Annotated in this window: 23 protein-coding genes; 18 read left to right on the top strand and 5 right to left on the bottom strand. The window is 44.2% G+C overall.

Translation table 11 applies throughout. The features are described from left to right. Window positions 1-12: 12 nt before the first annotated feature. The 5 genes from H0W44_05905 to flgB are packed head-to-tail and all read right to left on the bottom strand — an operon-like array spanning window position 13 to window position 3580. Window positions 13-753, bottom strand: a complete 741-nt coding sequence (locus H0W44_05905) for a flagellar basal body rod protein FlgF (GenBank protein MBA3581973.1) — start codon at window positions 751-753, stop codon at window positions 13-15. Between the two features lie 32 nt (window positions 754-785). Beyond that, the gene (gene flgE, locus H0W44_05900) at window positions 786-2012 is read right to left on the bottom strand and encodes a flagellar hook protein FlgE (protein MBA3581972.1); all 1227 of its coding nucleotides are present in this window, start codon (window positions 2010-2012) and stop codon (window positions 786-788) included. Between the two features lie 39 nt (window positions 2013-2051). Then, window positions 2052-2729 carry a flagellar hook assembly protein FlgD gene (locus H0W44_05895; GenBank protein ID MBA3581971.1) on the bottom strand — a complete coding sequence of 226 codons (678 nt, stop codon included), beginning with the start codon at window positions 2727-2729 and terminating at the stop codon, window positions 2052-2054. Between the two features lie 33 nt (window positions 2730-2762). Then, complete coding sequence (gene flgC, locus H0W44_05890) at window positions 2763-3176, bottom strand: flagellar basal body rod protein FlgC (GenBank protein ID MBA3581970.1); 414 nt, start codon at window positions 3174-3176, stop codon at window positions 2763-2765. A 2-nt stretch (window positions 3177-3178) separates the two neighbouring features. After that, window positions 3179-3580 carry a flagellar basal body rod protein FlgB gene (flgB, locus tag H0W44_05885; GenBank protein MBA3581969.1) on the bottom strand — a complete coding sequence of 134 codons (402 nt, stop codon included), beginning with the start codon at window positions 3578-3580 and terminating at the stop codon, window positions 3179-3181. 284 nt (window positions 3581-3864) lie between these two features. Between flgB and flgA the strand changes: the two genes are divergently transcribed. The 18 genes from flgA to H0W44_05795 all read left to right on the top strand — a co-directional run bounded on the left by flgA (window position 3865) and on the right by H0W44_05795 (window position 23036). Then, the gene (gene flgA, locus H0W44_05880; GenBank protein ID MBA3581968.1) at window positions 3865-4587 is read left to right on the top strand and encodes a flagellar basal body P-ring formation protein FlgA; all 723 of its coding nucleotides are present in this window, start codon (window positions 3865-3867) and stop codon (window positions 4585-4587) included. 127 nt (window positions 4588-4714) lie between these two features. Beyond that, the gene (flgM, locus tag H0W44_05875) at window positions 4715-5053 is read left to right on the top strand and encodes a flagellar biosynthesis anti-sigma factor FlgM (GenBank protein ID MBA3581967.1); all 339 of its coding nucleotides are present in this window, start codon (window positions 4715-4717) and stop codon (window positions 5051-5053) included. A gap of 40 nt (window positions 5054-5093) precedes the next feature. Then, window positions 5094-5588, top strand: coding sequence for a flagellar export chaperone FlgN (gene flgN, locus H0W44_05870; protein ID MBA3581966.1), 495 nt, complete (start codon window positions 5094-5096; stop codon window positions 5586-5588). A gap of 208 nt (window positions 5589-5796) precedes the next feature. After that, a complete protein-coding gene (locus H0W44_05865; protein ID MBA3581965.1) occupies window positions 5797-7086 on the top strand; it encodes an MFS transporter in 1290 nt (429 codons plus the stop codon). A gap of 299 nt (window positions 7087-7385) precedes the next feature. Next, window positions 7386-7820: an NADH-quinone oxidoreductase subunit A gene (locus H0W44_05860; GenBank protein ID MBA3581964.1), complete on the top strand. Its 435-nt coding sequence runs from the start codon at window positions 7386-7388 to the stop codon at window positions 7818-7820. Window positions 7821-7832: 12 nt separating this feature from the next. Next, a complete protein-coding gene (locus H0W44_05855) occupies window positions 7833-8516 on the top strand; it encodes an NADH-quinone oxidoreductase subunit B (protein ID MBA3581963.1) in 684 nt (227 codons plus the stop codon). A gap of 23 nt (window positions 8517-8539) precedes the next feature. Beyond that, window positions 8540-10324, top strand: a complete 1785-nt coding sequence (gene nuoC, locus H0W44_05850) for an NADH-quinone oxidoreductase subunit C/D (protein ID MBA3581962.1) — start codon at window positions 8540-8542, stop codon at window positions 10322-10324. After that, window positions 10311-10838 (top strand): NADH-quinone oxidoreductase subunit NuoE, encoded by a 528-nt coding sequence (gene nuoE, locus H0W44_05845; GenBank protein MBA3581961.1) that lies wholly within the window; start codon window positions 10311-10313, stop codon window positions 10836-10838. The genes nuoC and nuoE overlap by 14 nt, the downstream gene beginning before the upstream one ends. After that, window positions 10835-12133, top strand: coding sequence for an NADH-quinone oxidoreductase subunit NuoF (gene nuoF, locus H0W44_05840; protein ID MBA3581960.1), 1299 nt, complete (start codon window positions 10835-10837; stop codon window positions 12131-12133). The genes nuoE and nuoF overlap by 4 nt, the downstream gene beginning before the upstream one ends. A gap of 18 nt (window positions 12134-12151) precedes the next feature. Continuing rightward, on the top strand, window positions 12152-14884 hold the full coding sequence (nuoG, locus tag H0W44_05835) for an NADH-quinone oxidoreductase subunit NuoG (GenBank protein ID MBA3581959.1): 2733 nt from the start codon (window positions 12152-12154) through the stop codon (window positions 14882-14884). After that, window positions 14881-15867 (top strand): NADH-quinone oxidoreductase subunit NuoH, encoded by a 987-nt coding sequence (nuoH, locus tag H0W44_05830; protein ID MBA3581958.1) that lies wholly within the window; start codon window positions 14881-14883, stop codon window positions 15865-15867. Before nuoG ends, nuoH begins: the two co-directional genes overlap by 4 nt. Before the next feature lie 23 nt (window positions 15868-15890). Beyond that, on the top strand, window positions 15891-16448 hold the full coding sequence (gene nuoI / locus H0W44_05825; protein ID MBA3581957.1) for an NADH-quinone oxidoreductase subunit NuoI: 558 nt from the start codon (window positions 15891-15893) through the stop codon (window positions 16446-16448). Between the two features lie 31 nt (window positions 16449-16479). Further along, window positions 16480-16983 (top strand): NADH-quinone oxidoreductase subunit J, encoded by a 504-nt coding sequence (nuoJ, locus tag H0W44_05820; protein MBA3581956.1) that lies wholly within the window; start codon window positions 16480-16482, stop codon window positions 16981-16983. Further along, window positions 16976-17296 (top strand): NADH-quinone oxidoreductase subunit NuoK, encoded by a 321-nt coding sequence (gene nuoK, locus H0W44_05815; protein MBA3581955.1) that lies wholly within the window; start codon window positions 16976-16978, stop codon window positions 17294-17296. The genes nuoJ and nuoK overlap by 8 nt, the downstream gene beginning before the upstream one ends. Continuing rightward, window positions 17293-19134, top strand: coding sequence for an NADH-quinone oxidoreductase subunit L (gene nuoL / locus H0W44_05810; GenBank protein MBA3581954.1), 1842 nt, complete (start codon window positions 17293-17295; stop codon window positions 19132-19134). The genes nuoK and nuoL overlap by 4 nt, the downstream gene beginning before the upstream one ends. A gap of 23 nt (window positions 19135-19157) precedes the next feature. Beyond that, window positions 19158-20678 (top strand): NADH-quinone oxidoreductase subunit M, encoded by a 1521-nt coding sequence (gene nuoM / locus H0W44_05805; GenBank protein MBA3581953.1) that lies wholly within the window; start codon window positions 19158-19160, stop codon window positions 20676-20678. Between the two features lie 6 nt (window positions 20679-20684). Further along, a complete protein-coding gene (nuoN, locus tag H0W44_05800; GenBank protein ID MBA3581952.1) occupies window positions 20685-22154 on the top strand; it encodes an NADH-quinone oxidoreductase subunit NuoN in 1470 nt (489 codons plus the stop codon). A gap of 357 nt (window positions 22155-22511) precedes the next feature. Continuing rightward, a complete protein-coding gene (locus tag H0W44_05795) occupies window positions 22512-23036 on the top strand; it encodes a hypothetical protein (GenBank protein MBA3581951.1) in 525 nt (174 codons plus the stop codon). Window positions 23037-23134: the final 98 nt, after the last annotated feature.

The raw sequence follows: 23134 nt of genomic DNA, 5'->3' as shown, positions 1-23134 counted from the left end.
CTCTTATCCGTATTAACTTAATGTCATCCGCGACGCGGATTGTTCATCTAATTTCTCGGTTGTTTCCATTAGCTTCACATTGAGTTCAAACTGGCGCGACAGCGCAATCATATTCACCAAAGCTTCTACGGTATTCACATTACTGGTTTCTAAAGCCCCACTTTGCACTTGTGCAAACGCATCAACCGCGAGTGGCTTGCCATTCACTGCGCGCAAATGACCGTCTGCGGTTTTAACTAATTCCTTCGCGTCGGCGCTGACTAATTTGAGGCGATCTAATATTGCAAGTGTTGATGCGGCTTGGCCTAGCGGTTGTACTGAAATAGAACCATCAGCAGCAATGGCAATATTTTCATAAGGCGGGACTGAAATTGGTCCACCATTACCGATAACGAGTTGTCCTGTGGATGTTTCTAACATGCCGTTAGCATTAACGTTTAATGCACCGGCACGGGTGTATGCTTCTTTACCATCTTTTGCTTGAATAGCAATTAACGCATTACCTTTTGCAGCGACATCTAAACTGCGCCCGGTTTCCATAATGGCGCCCGGTGTCATATCAACGCCTTTACTTTGCAATTCGGTGAGTACGCGTGTTTCCCATCCTGGGCCATACAACGGTAAATCTTTGAAGGTATCGAGGTCTTGGCGAAAACCCGTGGTTTGAGTATTCGCCAAGTTGTTATTATTACTCGTTTGACGCAGCATAATTTGCTGAGCACCGGTCATGGCGGTATATAACATGCGATCCATCGCGCTACCTCGCTATTGCTTTAACATTACTACTAACGAATATTGATAATAGTTTGTGTAATCGTATCGGCAGTACTAATCACTTGCGCATTCGCTTGAAAATTACGTTGCGACGTAATCATGCTAATAAGCTCTTGCGTTAAATCAACATTCGATTCTTCTAATGCACCGGATTCAATGCCACCTAAATCCGCAGATTGCGGCGCGCCTACTAACGGCGAACCTGAAGACACAGTTTCAGTCCAACCGGTGTTACCAATTGGTCGCAGACCTTCAACGTTGGCAAAGTTTGCTAACGCGACTTGACCTAGTGAACGTGATTGACCATTGGTGTAACGCGCAAACAATACACCGCTTTGATCAATATCAATTGCGGTTAGACGACCGGTTGAATAACCGTCTTGACTTAAAGCACTAACACCAAACGGACTACCGAATTGTGTGATCTCACTATAATCCAACGTTAAAGTCATATTCGCTGCACCACCGCCTGGATTAAATGCAGGTGATGTAAGCGTAGTAGCCGGCCCGCCATTGATTTGATTTAAACTGCCATCGGTATTAAAAGTAATAGCGTCGGGGCCATCGACTTGCGCGTTATCAACGAATAAAAATGCTTGCCAATCATTCACCGCATTTTTGCGGTAATACGTCGAGGCAATATGCGAAGAACCTAAAGAATCATAAACCGTTAATGATGTGGAGTGATTGTACGTTGCAGGATCGGGCCCACCCACGCCTACGGTGAATGCACCGGGAATAACACTGCTTGCATTAACATTTAAACGCGCCGCAATATCGGTGGTTGCTTGTGGTGGTTGATCTGCCGTATCAATTTGCAAATCACCTAACGCGCCCGTTAAATTACCCGCGGTATCCGCTAAATAACCGGTTAAATGTTGACCTTGCGCATTGGCAACAAATCCATTTCGATCAACACTGAATGCGCCTGAACGACTATATGAAACCGTGCCGTTATCACTTAATCGAAAAAAACCGCGGCCTGAAATCGACATATCCAGCGCATTGTCAGTAAAACTAATACTGCCTTGACCGAAGTCTTGTTTTATTTTCGTTACTTGCACGCCTTGCCCCGCAGAATTACCGCCGCCGCCTAAATTAGTATTGGCATAAATATCACCAAACTCGGTGCGCGAACGTTTAAAACCTGTGGTATTACTGTTTGCAATATTATTAGCCGTCACTTCCAAATCAGTTGACGCTGCATTCAATCCTGTTAACGCAACATTAAATGGCATAACACTCTTCTCCTTGAAGATGAATCTTAAAAATAAATCTCAAAAAACCCGTAATACATTATTTAAACCTGTGACTTGTCCGTTCGCTAATTGCAATTCCAAACTACCACTACCAAATGCAACACTGTCTACTCTTAAATCTACTAAAGTAGGAACTGCAGTATATGTGCCATTATTTTGTGCAGACGCTTTTAATGTGTAGTTGCCTGCGGCCACGGTATTACCCGCTTGATCGCGACCATCCCACGCAAAGGGGATTTCGCCTGCTGCTTGCAAACCTAACGATGCTTCGCGTATGACTTGTCCGCTTGCATCGACAACTTGTAATTTTAATTCCGAGGTCGAGTACGGTAATGAAACCGCACCGCTAGAAATATTCTGTCCATCAAAATTAATTTTATCGCTAGCAATGCTCACTTGCCGACCTATTAAACCAGCGGCCTGCAAACGTTGATCGGAATCTATAGATTTCGATAAACCTTCAAATGATTGCTGTAATTTTTCTACACCGGAAACGGTACCGAACTGGGCAAGCTGTGCAATAAACTCGCCGTTTTGCATTGGTTCAAACGGATCTTGATTACGCATTTGTGCAATCATTAATTGCAGATAATCATTCACGCCCAAATCATCGGCTTTACGCGTTTTCGTTTCGCCAATACTTTCTTGCTGCTTAATGCCAAGATTGCTTAAAGCATCTGCGCTGATTGCGGTCATGATTTAACTCCTGATTAATATTTTCGCTATGTGTTACTGACCTAATGACAAGGTTCTTAACACCAGTTCTTTAGAAGTATTAAACACTTGAACATTGTTTTGATAATTACGCGACGCACTGATCATGTTGGTCATTTCAGTTACGGGGTCAACATTAGACGCGTACACATAACCCTCTTTATCCGCTAATGGATTTTCAGGTTCGTATTGACGCGCATGCTCTGCTTTGCTTTGCACAATCGCGGTAGTGGCAACACCGCCTTGAACTTGTTCTTCGGTCGCGTTTTCCATGACCGTAGAAAAAATCGGTTGTTTGGATTTGTAAGCGTCAGCCGCCGAGCTTGCAACGGTTTCAGCATTGGCGATATTGCTAGCGATCATATTTAAGCGCAAATTTTCTGCACTCATCCCAGAACCAGAAATATTTAAAATATTAAACAAAGACATGATTAATCTCCCGTCAACGCTTTCAACATGCCGGTAATTTTGCTGTTAAGTAATTGCAAACTGATCTGATAACGCACGGCGTTTTCAGTGAACTGGCTGTGTTCCATATGAGGATCGACCGTGTTACCGTCTAAAGCAGATTGATTAGGCACACGATATAAAGTATTAGCAGAAAACTCATTATCATGGATATGCCCATTGGCTGTACTGAGCATTGTATTACCTAAACTATCATCATTAGCTTTTGCTTCAGAACTTAAAATAGATTTAAAATCGAGGTCGCGTGCTTTGTAGTTAGGTGTTTCGGCATTCGCGATATTCGAAGCCAGTAATTCACTGCGCTGCGAGCGCACTGTCAACGCTTTGGCGTGTATACCGAAATGTTGGTCTAATATATTAGTCATATCAAGCATCCTTGCCGTCAATACTCCTTGGCAATAAAGACTAAAGCAATGCTTATGCCAGCCGCTAATGCTGGCGCATCAGACTATGCAAAACTGTTTTTTATTTTTATTTTTTATTGTTATTTTTATGGCGGCAAAATTTTGCCCGCGCGCTGCGCAATGACAGGCAAACAATCGCCGCCATCCTATTAATCACTCGTACGCATTAAAATCCTTCTGTTGCTGCGCTCACACATCCATCCATAATTATTAGAACTAGGCACAGTACTTGCTGAATCCTAAGCATGAAAATATTACTCCGACAAAAATCTGACAAAACTAATAAGCACGTGCTGCTCGTATACTTATTCATTATGCTGCTCGGCAATCACGCGATCGCGATTGAGGCGCGTGCATTGAATTTACAAAACAGCATTGAACAATTTGTGCGCGCAGAACATGCCGACGCCAAAAGCGTGACTATTAATATGGAGTTGGATCAACGCTTACAGTTAGCTTGCAATACCCCGATTAACTTGCAATGGCCCGCCCAAGCGCGGCGCTTAGGTAAAACATCTTTACAAGTGCGTTGCGACCATAGCGATAAACCTTGGCAACTTTATATACCGCTGGATGTGCAAGTCGTTCGCCCCGTGTTGGTTGCCCGCAGCGCGTTAATGCGCGGCACTACGCTGACCGCAAACGATGTGGAAATCGCCGAACAAAACGTCAGTTATTTGTTACAAGGTTATTGGCAAACGCCGCAAGAAGTGGTCGGCCAACAATTACGCCGCAATCTTCAACAAGGTGAAGTTTTGAGTGGCTCCGCGGTGATTAACCCACCGTTGGTGAAACAAGGCGAAAACGTGATTATTCGCGCCAGTAGTAGCACGTTGGCCGTAAATAGTAGCGGCATTGCCTTAAATACCGCTCGCCTCGGCGAAACCTTACGCGCGCGCAGCCATAGTAGCGCCCGCGTTATACAAGGCGTCGTTATTGCCCGTGGTATAGTCGAGGTTCCTTTATGATCACCCGAACTTGGCAAGCTCTTGCTTGGGCGGGGCTGGGGTTTAAAGTTTTGCGCTTATTGGCCGCTAGGTACAGTGAATTCCCTGTAAAACACGGCAACCTTGGGAATATCAACCGGAGAGAAAGATGAGTAATTCAATTGACAGTGTATCTAGCAATAACCTCGCGGCGAATACTGAAACCGCTGCGAAATTGCGGGAATCTGCTGGGCAAACGGATAAGGATATCGATACTCGCCGCCAAGCTAACTCAGCCATCACAAGTGGCACGAGTGGCAGCGACGAACTAGTGCTGACGGACTCTGCAAAACGTTTGCAGCAGTTAGAGCAAACGCTCGCGCAAATTCCCGTAGTCGACACCGCGAAAGTAGATAGTATTAAACAAGCTTTAGCGGATGGAAGTTATCGTGTCGATGCCGACAAGATTGCAAACAAACTTCTGGATATGGAAAATTTACTGAAATAATCGCTCAGGACGAGCAAAAAAATTACCAGGGAGGATCGGCATGAACAAGGATACGATCAGTTCATTAAACCGCCTGCTGAATGATCTCATCCAGCAGGCGCATCTTTTCGGCAACATCAGTCGTAGCATGGAACGCGCTCTGCGTGAACGCGACACTGAAACATTAGAACGCATCACCCCTGATTTGCATCACGCTACCGAATCATTGGACTTGCTTGATCGCAAACTCAAACAACAATTACAAATTTCTAATAGCGATGCAATCGCCATTAGCGCATTGCTTAAAGCTAACGATGAACAGCTTCACGATCTCTGGCAACAATATTTAAGTGTGTTGCTGCAATGTTTTCAACAAAACCAAAATAACCGCCAAGTCACTCACAGCCAATTACAAAACACCCGCAATGCTTTACAGTTTATATGTCAAGCATTGGGTTTAACCAACGACAATAACAACACCTACGGTCCTCTCAACACTACTGGCAACACTAACAGCAATAATAATCTCAGCCGCCAATTTGATGCGCAAGTTTGATCGTGTTAAATTGATAGGCGCTTAGAAATTTTATAATTTTTAAGCTCTAAAATTTCCGTCTTCCCGCCCCTCGTCTTCCTAGATGAATCAATAAATTGGCAATTAGCGTTGATGAAAATCTTCTTCAGAATTTCGCGTGCGCTGTTAAAATAACGAAAATATCGTAATATGCACAACCTTTGGGCTTCTTCGTAACCTGGACTATCGCATGACATCGCTTAGCAAAATAAAAGGCTCTACCGCCATTCTCATTACCGTCGCGGCACTGGGGTATTTTGTCGATATCTACGATTTAGTTCTGTTTAACATCGTAAAAAAGGCCAGCCTTGAGCAAATTCTCATTGGTCATTCAGCAGAAATTATAAAAAACACCGGGATTTTCTTATTTAACATGCAAATGTTAGGCATGTTAATTGGCGGCATTTTATGGGGTGTATGGGGCGATAAACGCGGCCGAGTCTCAGTGCTATTTGGCTCTATCCTGCTTTATTCTGCGGCTAATATTGCCAATGCATTTGTTACCGACGTCAACACCTATGCGATGCTCAGATTTTTAGCGGGTATTGGATTAGCCGGTGAATTAGGCGCTGGTGTAACACTCGTGTCAGAAGCCATGAGCAAAGAAAAACGCGGTTATGGAACGATGATCATTGTTACTTTTGGCGCTTTGGGCGCAGTGCTGGCGGCATTCGTCGGTGCGCGTGGCACGGCGCTAGGAGAAATACTGCTGGCAACCACCGGAATAGCATTTGCTAATTGGCAAGTTGCCTACTTGGTTGGCGGCACCTTAGGATTAATGTTGCTCGCATTGCGACTCAGCATTTACGAATCAGGTATGTTTCAGTCTTTGCAACATACCGGTGTTAGTAGAGGCAACTTCTTTAAATTATTCAATAATCGCGAACGTTTTTTCAAATACCTCAATTGCATTTTAATCGGCTTGCCTATTTGGTACATGATTGGTGTGCTCATCAGTTTATCGCAAGATGTGTTTAGCATTGAACTAAAAGTAGACGGTGTTGTTGAAAATGGTACCGCTATTATGTGCGCGTATATTGGTTTATCAGTAGGTGATTTACTCAGCGGTTTATTAAGTCAATGGTTCCGCAGCCGCAAGAAAATTGTATTAGCGTATCTCACTGCCACCGTCATCTTAGTATTAGCTTATTTATTTATGCCGCCACACTCTTCGCTCACTTATTTCTATACTTTGTGTTTCTTATTGGGATGTGCGACTGGCTATTGGGCATTGTTTGTAGTCATCGCCTCCGAACAATTTGGTACTAATATTCGTTCCACTGTTACTAACACCGTGCCTAATTTTGTCCGCGGCGCCGTATTACCCATTACTGTGCTGTTTACTTATTTGACCCCCTTTACAGGCAGCATCACTAGCGCGCTCATTGTCGGTATGATTTGTATTGGTCTAGCCTTCATTGCAACACTTAACAGCAAAGAAACCTTTGGCAAAGATCTGAATTACACTGAAATCATGTAAGTTTTATTATTATGGCGATAAAACCATCAGACAAAATTAGCGCGCTGCAATATAAAAAATGCGCGCGCTCCGATATTGCTGAATGACACCTACAAAAACATATAAACAATTTTTTCAAAGCAAACCCGTTTTGCAATTATCAACGTCAAGCGGTTTAAAAAAACCGTCACCCGACTCAACTTTCCTTTCATGCAACCGCTATCAATGCAACAATCTTCAACATTGCGCGTGCGTTAAGCGTCAAAAAAACAGCGTAGAGAGTTTTTCACAGTTCCTTTATAATCATTCACCCTTGAGGGATCACTATGTCACTGCCTCTGCTAGACGCGCACAGCTTGTCTTTTATCGTATACCTGCTAGGTGTATGCGGAATGTGCACTTTTATGCTGGGTCTATCCTTTGTATTAGGTGGTCGTGCCCGCGGCCGCGCTAAAGAAGAAGCCTTTGAATCCGGTGTTGTCTCAGTTGGCGGCGCGCAGATGCGCATCTCTGCCAAATTCTATTTAGTCGCGATGATGTTTGTCATTTTTGACGTTGAAGCGTTGTTTTTATACGCCTGGGCAGTCTCAGTACGCGAAAGCGGCTGGATGGGCTTTATCGAAGTAACTATTTTTATTGCGATTTTACTGGCTGGCTTAATTTACGTATGGCGCCTGGGCGCGTTGGATTGGGCTCCTCAAGCGCGCCGTAACTTAGCCGAACGCGCGCGTCAGCAAGCCGATTCCGATAATTGAGACACTATATATATGGAATACACCCTCACCCGTATTGACCCCACCGCTGCCGAAAACCCCAGCGAGCCTTATCCGCAGGGACAACGCCAAACAGTAGCCGACCCCTCAGAAGAACACATTAATCGCAGTATCTTCATGGGCAAACTGCAAGATGTGTTACACGACTCCGTCAATTGGGGTCGCAAACATTCTTTATGGCCTTACAACTTCGGCCTGTCTTGTTGCTATGTCGAAATGGCCACCGCATTTACACCACCGCATGATATTGCCCGTTTTGGTGCTGAAGTTATCCGCGCATCACCACGCCAAGCTGATTTCATGGTTATCGCGGGTACCTGTTTCATTAAAATGGCGCCCGTCATTCAACGCTTATACGAACAAATGCTCGAACCCAAATGGGTAATTTCGATGGGTGCCTGCGCCAATTCCGGCGGCATGTATGATATTTATTCGGTCGTCCAAGGCGTAGACAAGTTTTTACCTGTCGATGTGTATGTGCCTGGCTGTCCTCCCCGTCCTGAAGCTTTTTTACAAGGCTTAATGCTTTTACAAGATTCTATCGGCAAAGAACGTCGACCGCTTTCATGGGTGGTAGGTGATCAAGGCGTATACCGCGCCAATATGCCCGCGCAACGTGACGTTAAACAAGAAGCACGCATGCAGACTGTCAATCTGCGCACACCCGATAAAATTTAAGCGTTGTTACAAGCGAATAATAAATGACCGAACATTCAACGCTAACTCCTCCTAACGCCGATGCAGAATATGCGCACGATGTAGTGCAAGGTTTGTATACACGTTTTGGTGCAGACAATTTTGTATTTCAATCTACGATCGATCAAATACCCACCTTGTGGGTAGCGCGTAGCCAGCTACTTGAAGTGTTGCGCTTTTTGCGTCAGCTGCCACGTCCGTATGTGATGCTGCTAGATCTTTCCGCAATGGATGAAACATTGCGCACGCGCCGCACAGGATTACCGCCTGCTGATTTCACCGTGTTTTATCATTTGTTGTCGATTGAAAGAAACAGCGATGTGCGCATTAAAGTCGCATTATCAGCAGATGATTTAACGTTACCCACCGTCACCAGCATTTGGCCCAATGCCAATTGGTATGAACGTGAAGTGTGGGATTTATTCGGCATACATTTCGATGGTCATCCTTTACTGCAACGCATTTTATTACCGCGTAACTGGCAAGGTCATCCGCTCCGTAAAAGTTATCCAGCACGCGCCACCGAGTTTGATCCTTTTACACTCACCACTGCGCGTCAAGACGAACAACAAGAAGCCTTACGTTTTAACCCTGAAGAATGGGGAATGAAACGCCATTCTGATAATGCTGATTTCATGTTTTTAAATTTGGGCCCTAATCATCCTTCTGCGCATGGTGCTTTCCGTATTGTTTTACAACTGGATGGCGAAGAAATAGTCGATTGTGTACCTGACATCGGTTATCACCATCGCGGCGCTGAAAAAATGGCCGAGCGCCAAACCTGGCACAGTTACATTCCTTACACCGATCGCATCGATTATCTCGGCGGTGTGATGAATAATTTAGCGTATGTACAAGCCGTAGAAAAATTAGCCGGCATAAAAGTACCTGAGCGCGTAAAAGTAATTCGCGTCATGTTGTCAGAATTTTTTCGCATTACCAGTCACCTACTTTTCTTAGGCACTTATATTGTTGATGTCGGCGGCATGTCACCGATTTTCTACATGTTTACTGATCGACAAAAAGCTTACAACGTTATCGAAGCCATTACCGGTTTTCGTATGCATCCCGCATGGTTCCGCATCGGTGGACTCGCACACGATTTACCTGAAGGTTGGGATAAACTGGTTCGCGAATTTGTAGAATGGATGCCAAAACGTTTACATGAATACGAAAAAGCCGCGATGCTTAATGGTATTTTGCGCGCACGGACTATTGGTGTTGCACAATATAATACCGAGCAAGCATTATCATGGGGCGTCACCGGTCCTGGTTTACGCGCTACCGGATTAGATTATGATTTGCGCAAAGCGCGACCTTATTCTGGTTATGAAAATTTTGAATTCGATGTGCCACTTGCAAACAACGGCGATGCTTATGATCGTGGCATGGTGCGTTTAGAAGAAATGCGTCAGAGCGTGCGCATCATCAAACAATGTTTAGAAAATATGCCAGCGGGTCCGTATAAAGCCGATCATCCATTAACTACACCGCCACCTAAAGAACGAACCTTACAAGATATTGAAACACTGATTACGCATTTCTTAAGTGTTTCGTGGGGACCTATTATGCCTGCCGGTGAATCCAGTCAATTGATTGAAGCCACTAAAGGGATTAACAGTTATTATTTAATCTCCGATCACAGCACGATGAGTTATCGCACACGTATTCGCACGCCAAGTTTCCCGCATTTGCAACAAATCCCATCCGTCATTCGTGGCGGCATGGTTCCCGATCTTATCGCCTATTTGGCAAGTATTGATTTTGTGATGGCCGATGTCGACCGATAACACTACATTTAAATTAAACCGCATTGATCTCGTGCAACAAGATGCATTCGTGCTGTCTGCAACAGAACGTGCGGAGATTGAACACGACATGCAGCATTACGATGACTCGCGCGCCGCGTGCATTGAAGCATTAAAAATTGTGCAAAAGCATCGCGGCTGGGTGCCTGACGGTGCGATCACACCTATTGCAAATATACTGGGCATTTCTGCGGTCGATGTCGAAGGCGTTGCCACTTTTTATAGTTTAATTTTTCGTCGCCCCGTAGGTCGTCATGTTATTAAAATCTGCGATAGCATTTCTTGCATGCTCACCGGCTATGAAGAAGTGCTAACTGCACTGCAACAACAACTCAACATTCAATACGGACAAACCACCGCCGACAACCGCTTTACACTCTTACCCATCTGTTGTTTAGGCGCCTGCGATAAAGGCCCCGTGTTAATGATTAATGATGATACCCACGACAATTTAACGCCCGAAAAAATTGGCTCGTTGTTGGAGCAATACCCATGAGTAATGTTAGCAACACTACGAATGTATCGGTCGAAACACATCCGCTAACGTGGCGTATGCGCGCCGATGGCAGCGCACCCGATTTAAAAACGTATGAACAACAAGAAGGTTATGCAGCGGTTCGCAAAGCTATAAAAAATATGGCGCCTGCTGAAATTACACAAACTGTAAAAGACGCCAATCTTCGTGGTCGCGGTGGCGCAGGATTTTCTACTGGTTTGAAATGGGAATTTGTTCCCATGACTGCGGATGCGCCTAAAGAAAAATATATTGTCTGCAATGCAGATGAAATGGAACCCGGCACTTTTAAAGATCGTTTATTACTCGAACGTTTACCACATCAAATGATAGAAGGCATGCTGCTCGCGGGTTATGCCATACAAGCAAAAAAAGGTTATATTTTTTTACGCGGCGAATATGTACTTGCGGCAGAACGTTTAAATCAAGCCATTGCAGAAGCTAAAGCCGCTGGTTATTTAGGAAAAAATATTCTCGGTGGCGGTTGGGATTTTGAATTATTTGTACACACGGGCGCAGGACGTTATATCTGCGGTGAAGAAACTGCGCTCATCAATGCCTTAGAAGGTCGTCGCGCTAATCCGCGTGCAAAACCACCCTTTCCACAAGTCGCTGGTTTATGGGGCAAACCCACCATTATTAATAATGTAGAAACTTTACAAAACGTTCCGCATATTGTGTTGCATGGCGCTGAATGGTTTACCGGTTTAGCGCAAGGTAAAAGCACCGATGGTGGAACTAAAATTTATGGTGTATCGGGTCGCGCAAAACGTCCAGGATTATGGGAATTACCGATAGGCACTAGCGCGCGCGAAATTCTTGAAGAACACGCGGGCGGCATGCAACAAGGTCGCGCGCTCAAAGCATGGTTACCGGGCGGCGCATCAACTGATTTCTTATTACCAGAACATTTAGATTTAGCAATGGACTTCGACACTATTGCAAAAACCGGCAGTCGTCTTGGTACGGGTCTATTAATTGTTATCGACAAACAACAAAGTATGATTGCGGCTGTGCGTAATCTTGAAGAATTTTTTGCGCGCGAATCTTGCGGCTGGTGCACACCGTGTCGTGATGGTTTACCGTGGACCGCAAAAGTTTTACGCGCACTTGAACGCGGTGAAGGCAAACCTGGCGATATCGAAATGTTAGAACGCACAGCGGTAGCGCTTGGACCTGGCAGAACATTTTGTGCATTAGCGCCCGGCGCAATGGAACCATTACAAAGCGCATTAAAATATTTTCGCGCTGAATTTGAACTCGGCATTAAACGCTAACGAGATTGACAAATAATCATGGCAACTATTCACGTAGACGGCAAGACATACGAAGTTGATGATACAGACAACTTGCTGCAAGCGTGTTTGTCATTAGATCTCGATATTCCCTATTTTTGCTGGCACCCTGCACTCGGCAGCGTCGGCGCTTGTCGTCAATGCGCAGTTAAACAATACGCAAATGCAAATGATAAACGCGGCAAGATTGTCATGTCATGCATGACGCCGGCAAGCAATGGCGCATGGATTTCAATTGACGATGCAGAAGCAAAAGCATTCCGCAAAAATGTAGTTGAATGGTTGATGGTTAATCATCCACACGATTGCCCTGTGTGCGAAGAAGGTGGTAATTGCCACCTACAAGACATGACCGTTATGACCGGTCACAACAAACGTAGTTATCGTTTTGATAAACGTACTCATTTAAATCAAGACCTCGGTCCTTTTATTAATCACGAAATGAATCGTTGTATCGCCTGTTATCGTTGCGTGCGTTATTACCAAGATTATGCCGGCGGAGATGATCTCGGCGTTTTTGGTGCACACGATAATGTTTATTTTGGTCGCGTTGAAAGTGGCCCACTAGAAAACGAATTTTCTGGCAATTTAACAGAAGTATGTCCCACCGGTGTTTTTACCGATAAAACTCACGGTGAACATTACACGCGTAAATGGGATATGCAATTTGCACCCAGCATTTGCCAACAATGTTCTGTGGGGTGCAATACCAGCCCCGGCGAACGTTATGGCGAAGTGCGCCGGATTGAAAATCGTTACAACGGCGCAGTGAATCATTCGTTCTTATGTGATCGCGGCCGCTTTGGTTATGGCTATGTCAATAATAAAGACCGCCCTCGCCAGCCTACTGCCAAACAAAGCAACAACGCCTACAGCATTATCAATACTGATCAAGCATTAGCCATTACTAGCAGCAATTTGCGCGACGCCAAAAACATTATTGGTATTGGTTCACCTCGCGCCAGTCTTGAAGCTAATTTTGCATTGCGCGAATTGGTGGGCGACAAAAACTTTTACACGGGCATGCGCGCGGCAGAATTAACTCAAACTCAACTAATATTGAGTATATTAAAAAACAGTCCCGCACGTACACCTTCATTACGTGATATCGAATCATACGATGCCATCTTGGTGCTCGGAGAAGATGTAACACAAACCGCACCGCGCATTGCATTAGCATTACGCCAAGCAATTGTTTATGGCAAAGCTCAAACACTCGCTGCCGCTCAAAATATTGCTACGTGGCAAGCCGACGCCATTAAAAACATTGCGCAACATGAAAAAAATCCTTTGTTTGTTGCGAGCTTCAGCAGCACTAAACTTGATGATATTGCGACCGCAACTTATCGCGCCGCGCCAGAAGATTTAGCACGATTAGGTTTTGCTATTGCGCATGCACTAGATTCCAAAGCGCCGGCCGTAAAAGACTTAGACGCAAACACTTCGGCACTAGCGCAACAAATTACGCAAGCATTACGTAACGCTAAAAAACCTTTGATCATTTCTGGTACTGGTGCGGGCTCTACCGCAGTGCTGCACGCAGCTGCCAACATCACTACGGCATTACACGCACACAATAAAAATACCGCAATCAGTTTAGTAGTGCCAGAAACAAATAGTCTTGGCGTAGCAATGCTCAACAATCAATCACTTGATGCCGCGCTACACACATTAAATACGGGTAATGTTGACACCGTTATTATTGTTGAAAATGATCTGTATCAGCGCGCTGACACGAGCGTCATCGATAACGCATTACAAAAAATTAAAAATATAATTGTTTTAGATCATCAAATTACACGCACCACCCAACAAGCGAGCATGGTATTACCTACTGCTAGCTTCGCTGAAAGTGACGGCACCTTAATTAATAATGAAATGCGCGCGCAACGTTATTTTCAAGTTTATGATCCCATCTACTACGATCCACAATGTCAAATCAAAGAAAGCTGGCGCTGGTTACATGCACTCCAGTGCGCAACTAAAAATCAAAACATCGACTGGACTCAACTCGATCAAGTAACGCTTGCTTGCGCAACGGCAATTCCCGCTTTAGCACGCATTGTTGAAGCCGCGCCTGATGCAACTTTCCGTGTACAAGGTTTAAAAATTGCGCGCGAACCTAATCGTTACAGCGGTCGCACCGCTATGCGTGCAAATTTATCGGTGCATGAACCACGCGCATCCCAAGATAAAGACAGTGCACTGGCATTCTCGATGGAAGGTTACAGCGGTGCAAAACAATCCGTTGCGCCGCTTATTCCTTTTGCATGGGTACCTGGCTGGAATTCTCCGCAAGCTTGGAATAAATTTCAAGATGAAGTCGGCGGTCATTCACGCGGCGGTGATTCGGGTGTGCGTTTAATAGAACCTAACAACACTACAACGCCCTATCTCGGCACTGCACCAGCCGCTTTTATTACTCGCAAAAATGAATGGCGCGTTTTACCGTTACACCATATTTTTGGCAGCGATGAATTATCCGCACGCACAGCACCGATACAAGCACGCATGCCGACAGCGTATGTCGCAATCTCTGCGCACGATGCGCAGCAACTTCACGTGCTCGACAATACGATTGTTAATATAAAAACCAGCCAATGTACATTGAAGCTCCCCGTTATTATTCACGCGGCTTTAGCGAGCGGCACGATTGGTTTACCTGTTTTACCGAATATGCCCTTGATAATTAATCGTGACGAAACAGAATTGTGGGCGCAGGTTATCGTATGAATTTCAATTGGCTGACACCCGACATCTTAGAAGTTCTAATCGCTGTTGCAAAAGCGCTGCTTATTCTCATCGTAACGGTTACGGGCGCATCACTACTTTCTTTCGTCGAACGTCGTTTATTAGCATTGTGGCAAGATCGCTATGGCCCAAATCGAGTCGGCCCATTTGGTCTACTGCAAATTGTTGCTGATATGATCAAAATGTTTTTTAAAGAAGATTGGACGCCGCCATTTGTTGATAAATTAACATTTTGGTTAGCGCCCATCATTGCAATGAGCGCTTTCCTTATTGCATTTGCTATTGTGCCTATCACGCCTACGTGGGGTGTGGCTGATCTTAGTATCGGTATTTTGTTTTTCTTAATGCTCGCCGGGCTAGCCGTCTATGCCGTGTTATTCGCAGGTTGGTCTAGCAATAGCAAATACGCATTACTGGGTGGTTTACGTTCAGCCGCACAAACGGTTTCTTATGAAGTCTTTATGGGTATTTCACTCATGGGCGTGGTGGCCATCACCGGCTCTTTTAATATGCGTGACATTGTCGATGCGCAACAAGACCTGTGGTTTATCGTGCCACAGTTTTTTGGTTTTATAACCTTTGCGTTAGCGGGCGTCGCGGTGACTCACCGCAGTCCTTTTGATTTACCTGAATCAGAATCAGAATTAGCGGCAGGCTATCACACCGAATATTCCGGCATGAAATGGGGAATGTTTTTTGTCGGTGAATATGTGGGCATCTTATTAGTGTCTGCATTATTAGTGACTTTATTCTTCGGTGGTTGGCACGGGCCATTTTTACCACCCGTCGTTTGGTTTGCACTGAAAATGATATTTTTCATTATGTTATTTATTTTAATACGTGCCGCATTACCGCGTCCTCGTTACGATCAATTGATGAGTGCCAGTTGGAAAATATGTTTACCGCTGACCTTACTTAATCTATTAATCACTGGCGCTGTTATTTTATGGCGTTGTTGCTCATGAACGTAGCGAGCCGGAGTTAACACATGGCTTATTTTTGGAACGCATTAGTTAGTATTACGACAGGTGTAGGCAGTCAACTGCGCAGCATGTGGCTGGTTTTCATGCACACCTTCCGCAAACGCGACACTATTTTATATCCCGAACAAAAAGTAAACGTACCACCGCGTTATCGTGGCCGCATTGTACTTACTCGCGATCCTGACGGTGAAGAACGCTGTGTTGCGTGCAACCTTTGCGCAGTCGCGTGTCCGGTCGGCTGCATTTCATTACAAAAAGCCGAAACCGAGGATGGTCGCTGGTATCCCGAATTTTTCCGCATTAATTTTTCTCGTTGCATTTTTTGCGGTCTCTGCGAAGAAGCGTGTCCTACTACAGCGATTCAACTAACGCCAGATTTTGAAATGGCGGATTACAATCGTCAAAATTTAGTTTATGAAAAAGAACATTTACTCATATCAGGCCCTGGCAAATATCCTGATTACAATTTTTATCGTGTGGCAGGACTCGCAATAGCGGGCAAACAAAAAGGCGACGCACAACACGAAGCAGCGCCCATTGACGTGAAAAACTTACTGCCCTAATTTATAAAGTAATTAATAAGGAAACACCAAAGTGGAAATTGCGTTTTACATAGCCTCTGCCGTTGCATTATTTGCAACCTTAAGTGTTGTTATCAACACCAATCCTGTGCATGCATTACTGTATCTAGTGATTTCACTCATAGCCGTTGCGATGATTTTTTTCGCGCTAGGCGCACCCTTTGCTGGCGCATTAGAAATTATTGTTTATGCAGGCGCCATTATGGTGTTATTTGTATTCGTCGTGATGATGTTAAATTTAGGCCCCGCCGTTATTAAACAAGAACGCGAATGGTTAAAACCGCGCATTTGGTTAGGTCCCACATTTTTATCGCTGATTTTGTTAGGCACCCTACTTTATGTATTTATACAAAACGGTTCGCATCCCGCAGGGGCTATAACCGTCGATGCAAAACAAGTCGGCATCGCGCTATTTGGTCCTTATTTGCTCGCAGTAGAACTCGCTTCACTTTTATTATTAGCGGCACTTGTTACCGCTTGGCACTTAGGTCGCCCTGAAGAGAAAAAATATGTTTAACCTGACTAACACTGTTCCCATGGAGCACGGCTTAGCATTAGCCGCCATGTTATTTGTTATTGGATTTGCCGGCATTCTCGTGCGTCGCAATATTATTTTTATGTTGATGTGTTTAGAAATAATGATGAATGCGGCAGCGCTGGCATTCATAGTCGCAGGCAGTCGCTGGGGGCAGGCAGATGGTCAAATCATGTTTATTTTGATTTTAAGTTTAGCCGCATGCGAAGCCACTATTGGTCTTGCTTTAGTCTTACAACTTTATCGTCGCTTCCACACATTGGATATAGACGCAGCCAGTGAGATGCGCGGATGAGCTTACTCTTTTTAACTATTGCGTTTCCTTTATTAGGTTTCTTGCTGCTGGCTTTTTCTCGTGGTCGACTAGCAGAAAATCACGCCGCCATTATTGGTGTTGGTTCAATTGGTTTATCTGCATTAGTCACAGCGTGGGTTGGTTTTGATTTATTGTCACAAAGCCAGCAACAGTTCACTCAGCCATTATGGAACTGGGTACGCATTGATAATTTCACACCACAATTAGCGTTACATTTAGATGGATTGTCACTGACCTTATTGGGCGTAGTAACAGGCGTCGGTTTTTTAATTCATTTGTTTGCATCATGGTATATGCGCGGCGAAGAAGGTTATTCACGTTTTTTTGCGTATATGAATTTATTTATTGCCAGCATGTTAGTGCTCATACTCGCCGACAATTTAATATTCCTTTATTTTGGTTGGGAAGGCGTTGGTTTATGTAGCTATCTGTTGATTGGTTTTTATTATCGCAATGCGGCAAATGGCGCTGCTGCGATGAAAGCCTTTGTCATCACTCGCATAGGTGATGTATTCATGGCAATTGGTTTATTCATGCTGTGGTATCAACTAGGCACCTTAAATATTCAAGAAATTCTCACTCGCGCACCCACTGTTTATAGCCCCGACTCTTTGCTCATCATGTTGACCGCGTTAATGTTATTAGGTGGCGCTATCGGCAAATCCGCACAAGCACCTTTACATACATGGTTAGCCGATGCGATGGCTGGCCCAACACCGGTATCGGCATTAATACATGCCGCAACTATGGTTACGGCGGGCGTTTATTTAATTGCGCGACTACACACGATATTTGAATTATCACCTACCGTTTTATCTCTCATTGGTTATATCGGCGCCATCACCTTATTACTCGCAGGATTCGCCGCATTAGCGCAGCGCGATATCAAACGTATACTTGCTTACTCAACAATGAGTCAAATTGGTTATATGTTTCTGGCGCTGGGTGCTAGCGCATGGGGAGCCGCAATTTTCCATTTAATGACACATGCATTTTTTAAAGCCTTATTATTTTTATCCGCAGGTGCAGTGATTGTCGCCTGTCACCACGAACAAAATATTTTCAAAATGGGTGGCTTACGTAAAAAATTACCACTGGTATACGCCTGCTTCATCGTCGCCGGCGCAGCGCTTGCTGCTTTACCTTTTATTACTGCCGGCTTCTACAGCAAAGATGAAATCTTATGGCAAGCGTTTGCAAATCAACATTTGGATTTATTCATCGCAGGTTTAATCGGCGCGCTGTTAACCTCCATTTACACTTTCCGTTTAATTTTTATCGTATTTCACGGCGAAGCAAAAACCGATGCACACCCCGGTCACGGCATAGCGTATACACTGCCACTTATAACATTATTAGTGTTATCCACTTTTGTCGGCGCATTAATCCATCCACCGCTAGCGGCGGTATTGCCTAGCTTTGACGACAATAATAATCACTTGAAGCACACCATAGAAATCATATCTGCAGCAGTAGCAATCCTCGGTATCGGCATTGCAATTGCACTGTATCTTGGCAATCGTGATTTTATAACTCGCATTGCCAATAGCACTATCGGACGAGGCTTAACGCATGTTTGGTATAACGCGTGGGGATTCGATGCTTTATATGATGCGTTATTGGTGAAACCGTATATTGCTGTCGCACGATTACTGCGCCGCGATATCGCCGATCGCACAATTAATTTAATACCCAAACTCGTTAAACGTAGCAATATGTTATTAAGCGTGACGCAAACCGGTTACCTGCGCTGGTACACCGCGAGTATCGGTATAGGCGCAGTCATCGTTTTAATAACCTTAGTATTTTTAAATTAATTTAAAGCGGATACAGCATCCATATGCTACTGATTTTACTTATCTTAACTCCTTTCATCGGCGGTTTACTGTGCTGGCAAATTGAACGCTTCGGAGAAAATTTTCCGCGCTGGATAGCATTATTGTGCATGACCTCAGTCACAGTGATATCGGTTTTATTATGGCTGCAAGGCGATTACAACCTTGCTGCCATTAGTGGTGCAGCTACTCAAAGTCAGTGGCAACTAGAATATCAAATACCGTGGATCACACGTTTTGGGATCAGCATCCATTTAGGATTAGACGGCCTATCCTTGTTACTCGTCATGTTAACCGGATTCATTGGCGCATTATCGGTTGCTTGCTCGTGGAATGAAGTACAAAAATACGTGGGCTTTTTCCACCTAAATTTATTATGGATTTTAGGCGGCGTCATTGGCGTATTTCTAGCGCTAGATTTATTTCTATTTTTCTTCTTTTGGGAAATGATGTTAGTGCCGATGTATTTCCTCATTGCGCTATGGGGACATAGTGGCTCCGATGGTAAAAGTCGGATCACCGCTGCCACTAAGTTTTTTATCTATACACAAGCCAGTGGTTTATTAATGCTGCTTGCCATTCTCGGTTTAGTATTTGCGCATTATCAAAGCACCAACATTCTTAGTTTTGATTACGATGTTTTACGACACGCCGTATTGTCGCCTGCTCTAGAATTCGTATTGATGCTAGGTTTTTTCATTGCATTTGCCGTAAAACTCCCGGTCGTGCCTTTGCATTCATGGTTACCCGATGCGCACGCACAAGCACCTACTGCGGGCAGCGTGGATCTTGCCGGTTTATTATTAAAAACCGCAGCGTATGGTTTGTTGCGCTTTGTACTACCCATCTTTCCTCATGCCTCACAAGAATTTGCACCCATTGCGATGACATTAGGTGCCATTGGAATTATTTACGGCGCGGTTTTAGCGTTTGCTCAAACCGACATCAAACGCTTGATTGCTTACACCAGCATTTCGCATATGGGCTTTGTGTTGATTGCTATTTACGCAGGTACTTTAATAGCGTTACAAGGCGCTGTGGTGCAAATGGTAGCGCATGGTATCTCAGCTGCTGCCTTATTTATTTTATGCGGCCAAGTGTATGAACGTTTACACACTCGTAATTTAAATGAAATGGGTGGTTTGTGGTCGCGCTTACCTTTGTTACCCGCTTTCGCATTATTTTTTAGTGCAGCATCATTAGGTTTACCTGGCACCGGTAACTTCGTTGGCGAGTTTTTAATTTTACTCGGCGCGTATGACGCAGCGCCGATTATCGTCATCATTGCTGCCAGCGGTTTAGTATTAGCTTCTATTTATTCGCTCACCTTGATGCAACGTGCATTTTATGGACCCGCTAAAACCGATGAACCTATACGCGGCCCTTCGTTACGCGAATTCCTCATGTCGTTTGCATTAGTGCTGTTATTGCTTTACATCGGCTTGTATCCACAACCGTTACTAGACACCTCAGCCAGTGTTATGCAAAGCATCCAACAAGCTTACTTACCGGTCTCAATTGAGTAACGCAATATGATATTTACCCGTTTAGATTTAATCGCACTCCTACCCTTCATTGCTATCTGCTGCACGATTGTTGGGGTAATGTTAGCGATTGCATTTCGTCGCAATCATTTTTGGAATGCGACCTTCACCGTCATCGGTTTAAATATCACTTTATTGTGTGTGGCTTATGCCGCGTGGCAAGGACCTCACGATGTCACTGGTTTGTTGCGAGTTGATGCCAGCGCCTGTTTTTATATGGCGCTTATTTTAATTTCAACACTTGCATGCGCAACACTTGCGCACGCCTATTTAGAAAAATACCAAGGCAACCGTGAAGAATTTTATTTGTTGCTGTTAATGTCAGCAGCCGGTGGCTTAGTACTCGTATCCAGCAATCACTTAGCAAGTTTGTTTTTAGGCTTAGAAATTTTATCAGTGCCACTTTACGGTCTCGTCGCTTACACCTTTCGCGAAAAACGCACACTGGAAGCGGGACTAAAATATCTAGTGCTATCGGCCGCTGCCTCTGCTTTCTTATTATTTGGCATGGCATTATTGTATGCACACACGGGCAGTCTCGCTTTCGCAGATATCGCTGCTGACTTAAGCATGCCACTCATGGAAGCCTATCATTACAATCCACTACTATTAGCTGGCGTTGCCATGATACTCGTCGCGATTGCATTCAAACTATCCCTCGTGCCATTCCATTTATGGACACCCGATGTTTATCAAGGCGCACCTGCACCTGTCGGCGCTTATCTTGCCACTAGCAGTAAAGTTGCAGTATTCGCTGTGTTGTTACGCTTATCACAAGAAACGCCCTTATTGCACGACGGTTTGCTGACTACTTTATTCACAGCATTAGCGATTGCTTCGATACTCGTAGGCAATTTATTAGCGTTAATGCAAAACAACATCAAACGCTTGTTAGGGTATTCATCTATTGCACATTTTGGATATTTACTGATCCCACTGGTCGCCGTTCCCGCACACACACTCGCAACCGAAGCCATCGCCGTTTATTTACTGGCGTATGTACTCACAACGTTAGGTGCATTTGGCGTGATTGCATTAATGTCCAGCCCGTATCAAGGACATGACGCAGATACGCTATATGCTTATCGCGGCTTATTCTGGAAAAATCCTTATCTCACCGCTGCACTCACCGTCATGCTGTTATCACTCGCCGGCATTCCGTTAACCGCAGGCTTTATCGGAAAATTTTATATCGCAGCCGTCGGCGTACAAGCACAACTGTGGTGGTTGCTTGGCGCTTTAGTGATGGGCAGCGCCATTGGTGTCTACTACTACCTACGCGTCATCGTGACACTATATTTGTCTGAACCCGGTATGCGTCAACAAGACGCACCCGCTGATTGGGGCCAACTCGCAGGCGGTGTGATGGTGATCATCGCCGCAACATTAGTATTATTAATGGGTATCTATCCACAACCGGCATTAGATTGGGTAATGAAAATAAGCTCCGGTATATAGAGCTCATTACAATTGCATTCTTAAAATGATTATTTTATTTAGGTTTCGATAGCTCAAAAAATTTAAAGCTAATTAATAACACCGCGTGAGACAGAAAGTTTTTTACATTATCATGTTTGAAAATTTATTTCTTTAAGACCCTGCGCCTACGCACTACCAAAATACGATTCATCGAATTTTAGTATTTTCATCGCTTATAAGTTAATGTTTTTCATGGGTATCGCACGAGGCAATTCGCAGAAGAACCCCTTTCGAAGTACTCGTTAAAGCAGGGCAAGATCAGAAACTAGATCGACCGGTTGTTGCCAGAAGCAAAGGCGGCGACCGTAAATCCACAGACTTTCAAAGGAAGGTTAAATGAAAACACCAATATCAAACAAGTCTGTCCCCATTGATCAAGAAATAATTATAAAATCAACAAAAAAATTGTGGCAGAAATGGTCAATAGCATTCAGGATAATGCCTGTAATTATTTTAGTAACTATATTGAAGTTTCTTTCTCATAAATTTGGATTAGAGGTCATGGAATTAAATGCCCTTTTCACAAGTTTAGTCGCTAGTACCATATTCCTGATAGGATTTCTTATTTCTGGAGTACTATCCGATTATAAAGAAAGTGAAAAAATACCAAGTGAGCTTTCAGCATCTATGAAAACATTGTTTGACGATACATACACTATCTATAAAAGCAAAAACTCTGATGCAGCCCATCAATTTATTGAATATCAAAAATCATTTATTAATTCTTTGATAGATTGGCTCTATAAAAAGGAAAGAACACAATCAATATTAAATAAAATCAGCATGATGAATGATTATTTTGTTGAATTTGACAAAGAAGGTGTTCAAGCTAATTATATTATTAAATTGAAGTTTCAATAGGGTCGGACTCGATTGATATTGGTTTTTCATTTGAGCTTCCGTTGAAAATCTGCCGATTTACGATCCCCGCCTTTGCTTCTCGCAACAACCGGTCGATC

It is taken from the genome of Gammaproteobacteria bacterium, assembly GCA_013817245.1.
Taxonomy (GTDB): domain Bacteria; phylum Pseudomonadota; class Gammaproteobacteria; order HTCC5015; family HTCC5015; genus JACDDA01.
The sequence above is the reverse complement of the archived record's forward strand: the minus strand, read 5'-3'. Positions and strand labels throughout refer to the sequence as shown.

Excerpts from the sequence above, each read along its gene's own strand:
- H0W44_05905 (MBA3581973.1), bottom strand. The coding sequence starts at position 753 with ATGGATCGCATGTTATATACCGCCATGACCGGTGCTCAGCAAATTATG.
- flgE (MBA3581972.1), bottom strand. The coding sequence starts at position 2,012 with ATGCCATTTAATGTTGCGTTAACAGGATTGAATGCAGCGTCAACTGAT.
- H0W44_05895 (MBA3581971.1), bottom strand. The coding sequence starts at position 2,729 with ATGACCGCAATCAGCGCAGATGCTTTAAGCAATCTTGGCATTAAGCAG.
- flgC (MBA3581970.1), bottom strand. The coding sequence starts at position 3,176 with ATGTCTTTGTTTAATATTTTAAATATTTCTGGTTCTGGGATGAGTGCA.
- flgB (MBA3581969.1), bottom strand. The coding sequence starts at position 3,580 with ATGACTAATATATTAGACCAACATTTCGGTATACACGCCAAAGCGTTG.
- flgA (MBA3581968.1), top strand. The coding sequence starts at position 3,865 with ATGAAAATATTACTCCGACAAAAATCTGACAAAACTAATAAGCACGTG.
- flgM (MBA3581967.1), top strand. The coding sequence starts at position 4,715 with ATGAGTAATTCAATTGACAGTGTATCTAGCAATAACCTCGCGGCGAAT.
- flgN (MBA3581966.1), top strand. The coding sequence starts at position 5,094 with ATGAACAAGGATACGATCAGTTCATTAAACCGCCTGCTGAATGATCTC.
- H0W44_05865 (MBA3581965.1), top strand. The coding sequence starts at position 5,797 with ATGACATCGCTTAGCAAAATAAAAGGCTCTACCGCCATTCTCATTACC.
- H0W44_05855 (MBA3581963.1), top strand. The coding sequence starts at position 7,833 with ATGGAATACACCCTCACCCGTATTGACCCCACCGCTGCCGAAAACCCC.
- nuoC (MBA3581962.1), top strand. The coding sequence starts at position 8,540 with ATGACCGAACATTCAACGCTAACTCCTCCTAACGCCGATGCAGAATAT.
- nuoE (MBA3581961.1), top strand. The coding sequence starts at position 10,311 with ATGTCGACCGATAACACTACATTTAAATTAAACCGCATTGATCTCGTG.
- nuoF (MBA3581960.1), top strand. The coding sequence starts at position 10,835 with ATGAGTAATGTTAGCAACACTACGAATGTATCGGTCGAAACACATCCG.
- nuoG (MBA3581959.1), top strand. The coding sequence starts at position 12,152 with ATGGCAACTATTCACGTAGACGGCAAGACATACGAAGTTGATGATACA.
- nuoH (MBA3581958.1), top strand. The coding sequence starts at position 14,881 with ATGAATTTCAATTGGCTGACACCCGACATCTTAGAAGTTCTAATCGCT.
- nuoI (MBA3581957.1), top strand. The coding sequence starts at position 15,891 with ATGGCTTATTTTTGGAACGCATTAGTTAGTATTACGACAGGTGTAGGC.
- nuoK (MBA3581955.1), top strand. The coding sequence starts at position 16,976 with ATGTTTAACCTGACTAACACTGTTCCCATGGAGCACGGCTTAGCATTA.
- nuoL (MBA3581954.1), top strand. The coding sequence starts at position 17,293 with ATGAGCTTACTCTTTTTAACTATTGCGTTTCCTTTATTAGGTTTCTTG.
- nuoM (MBA3581953.1), top strand. The coding sequence starts at position 19,158 with ATGCTACTGATTTTACTTATCTTAACTCCTTTCATCGGCGGTTTACTG.
- nuoN (MBA3581952.1), top strand. The coding sequence starts at position 20,685 with ATGATATTTACCCGTTTAGATTTAATCGCACTCCTACCCTTCATTGCT.
- H0W44_05795 (MBA3581951.1), top strand. The coding sequence starts at position 22,512 with ATGAAAACACCAATATCAAACAAGTCTGTCCCCATTGATCAAGAAATA.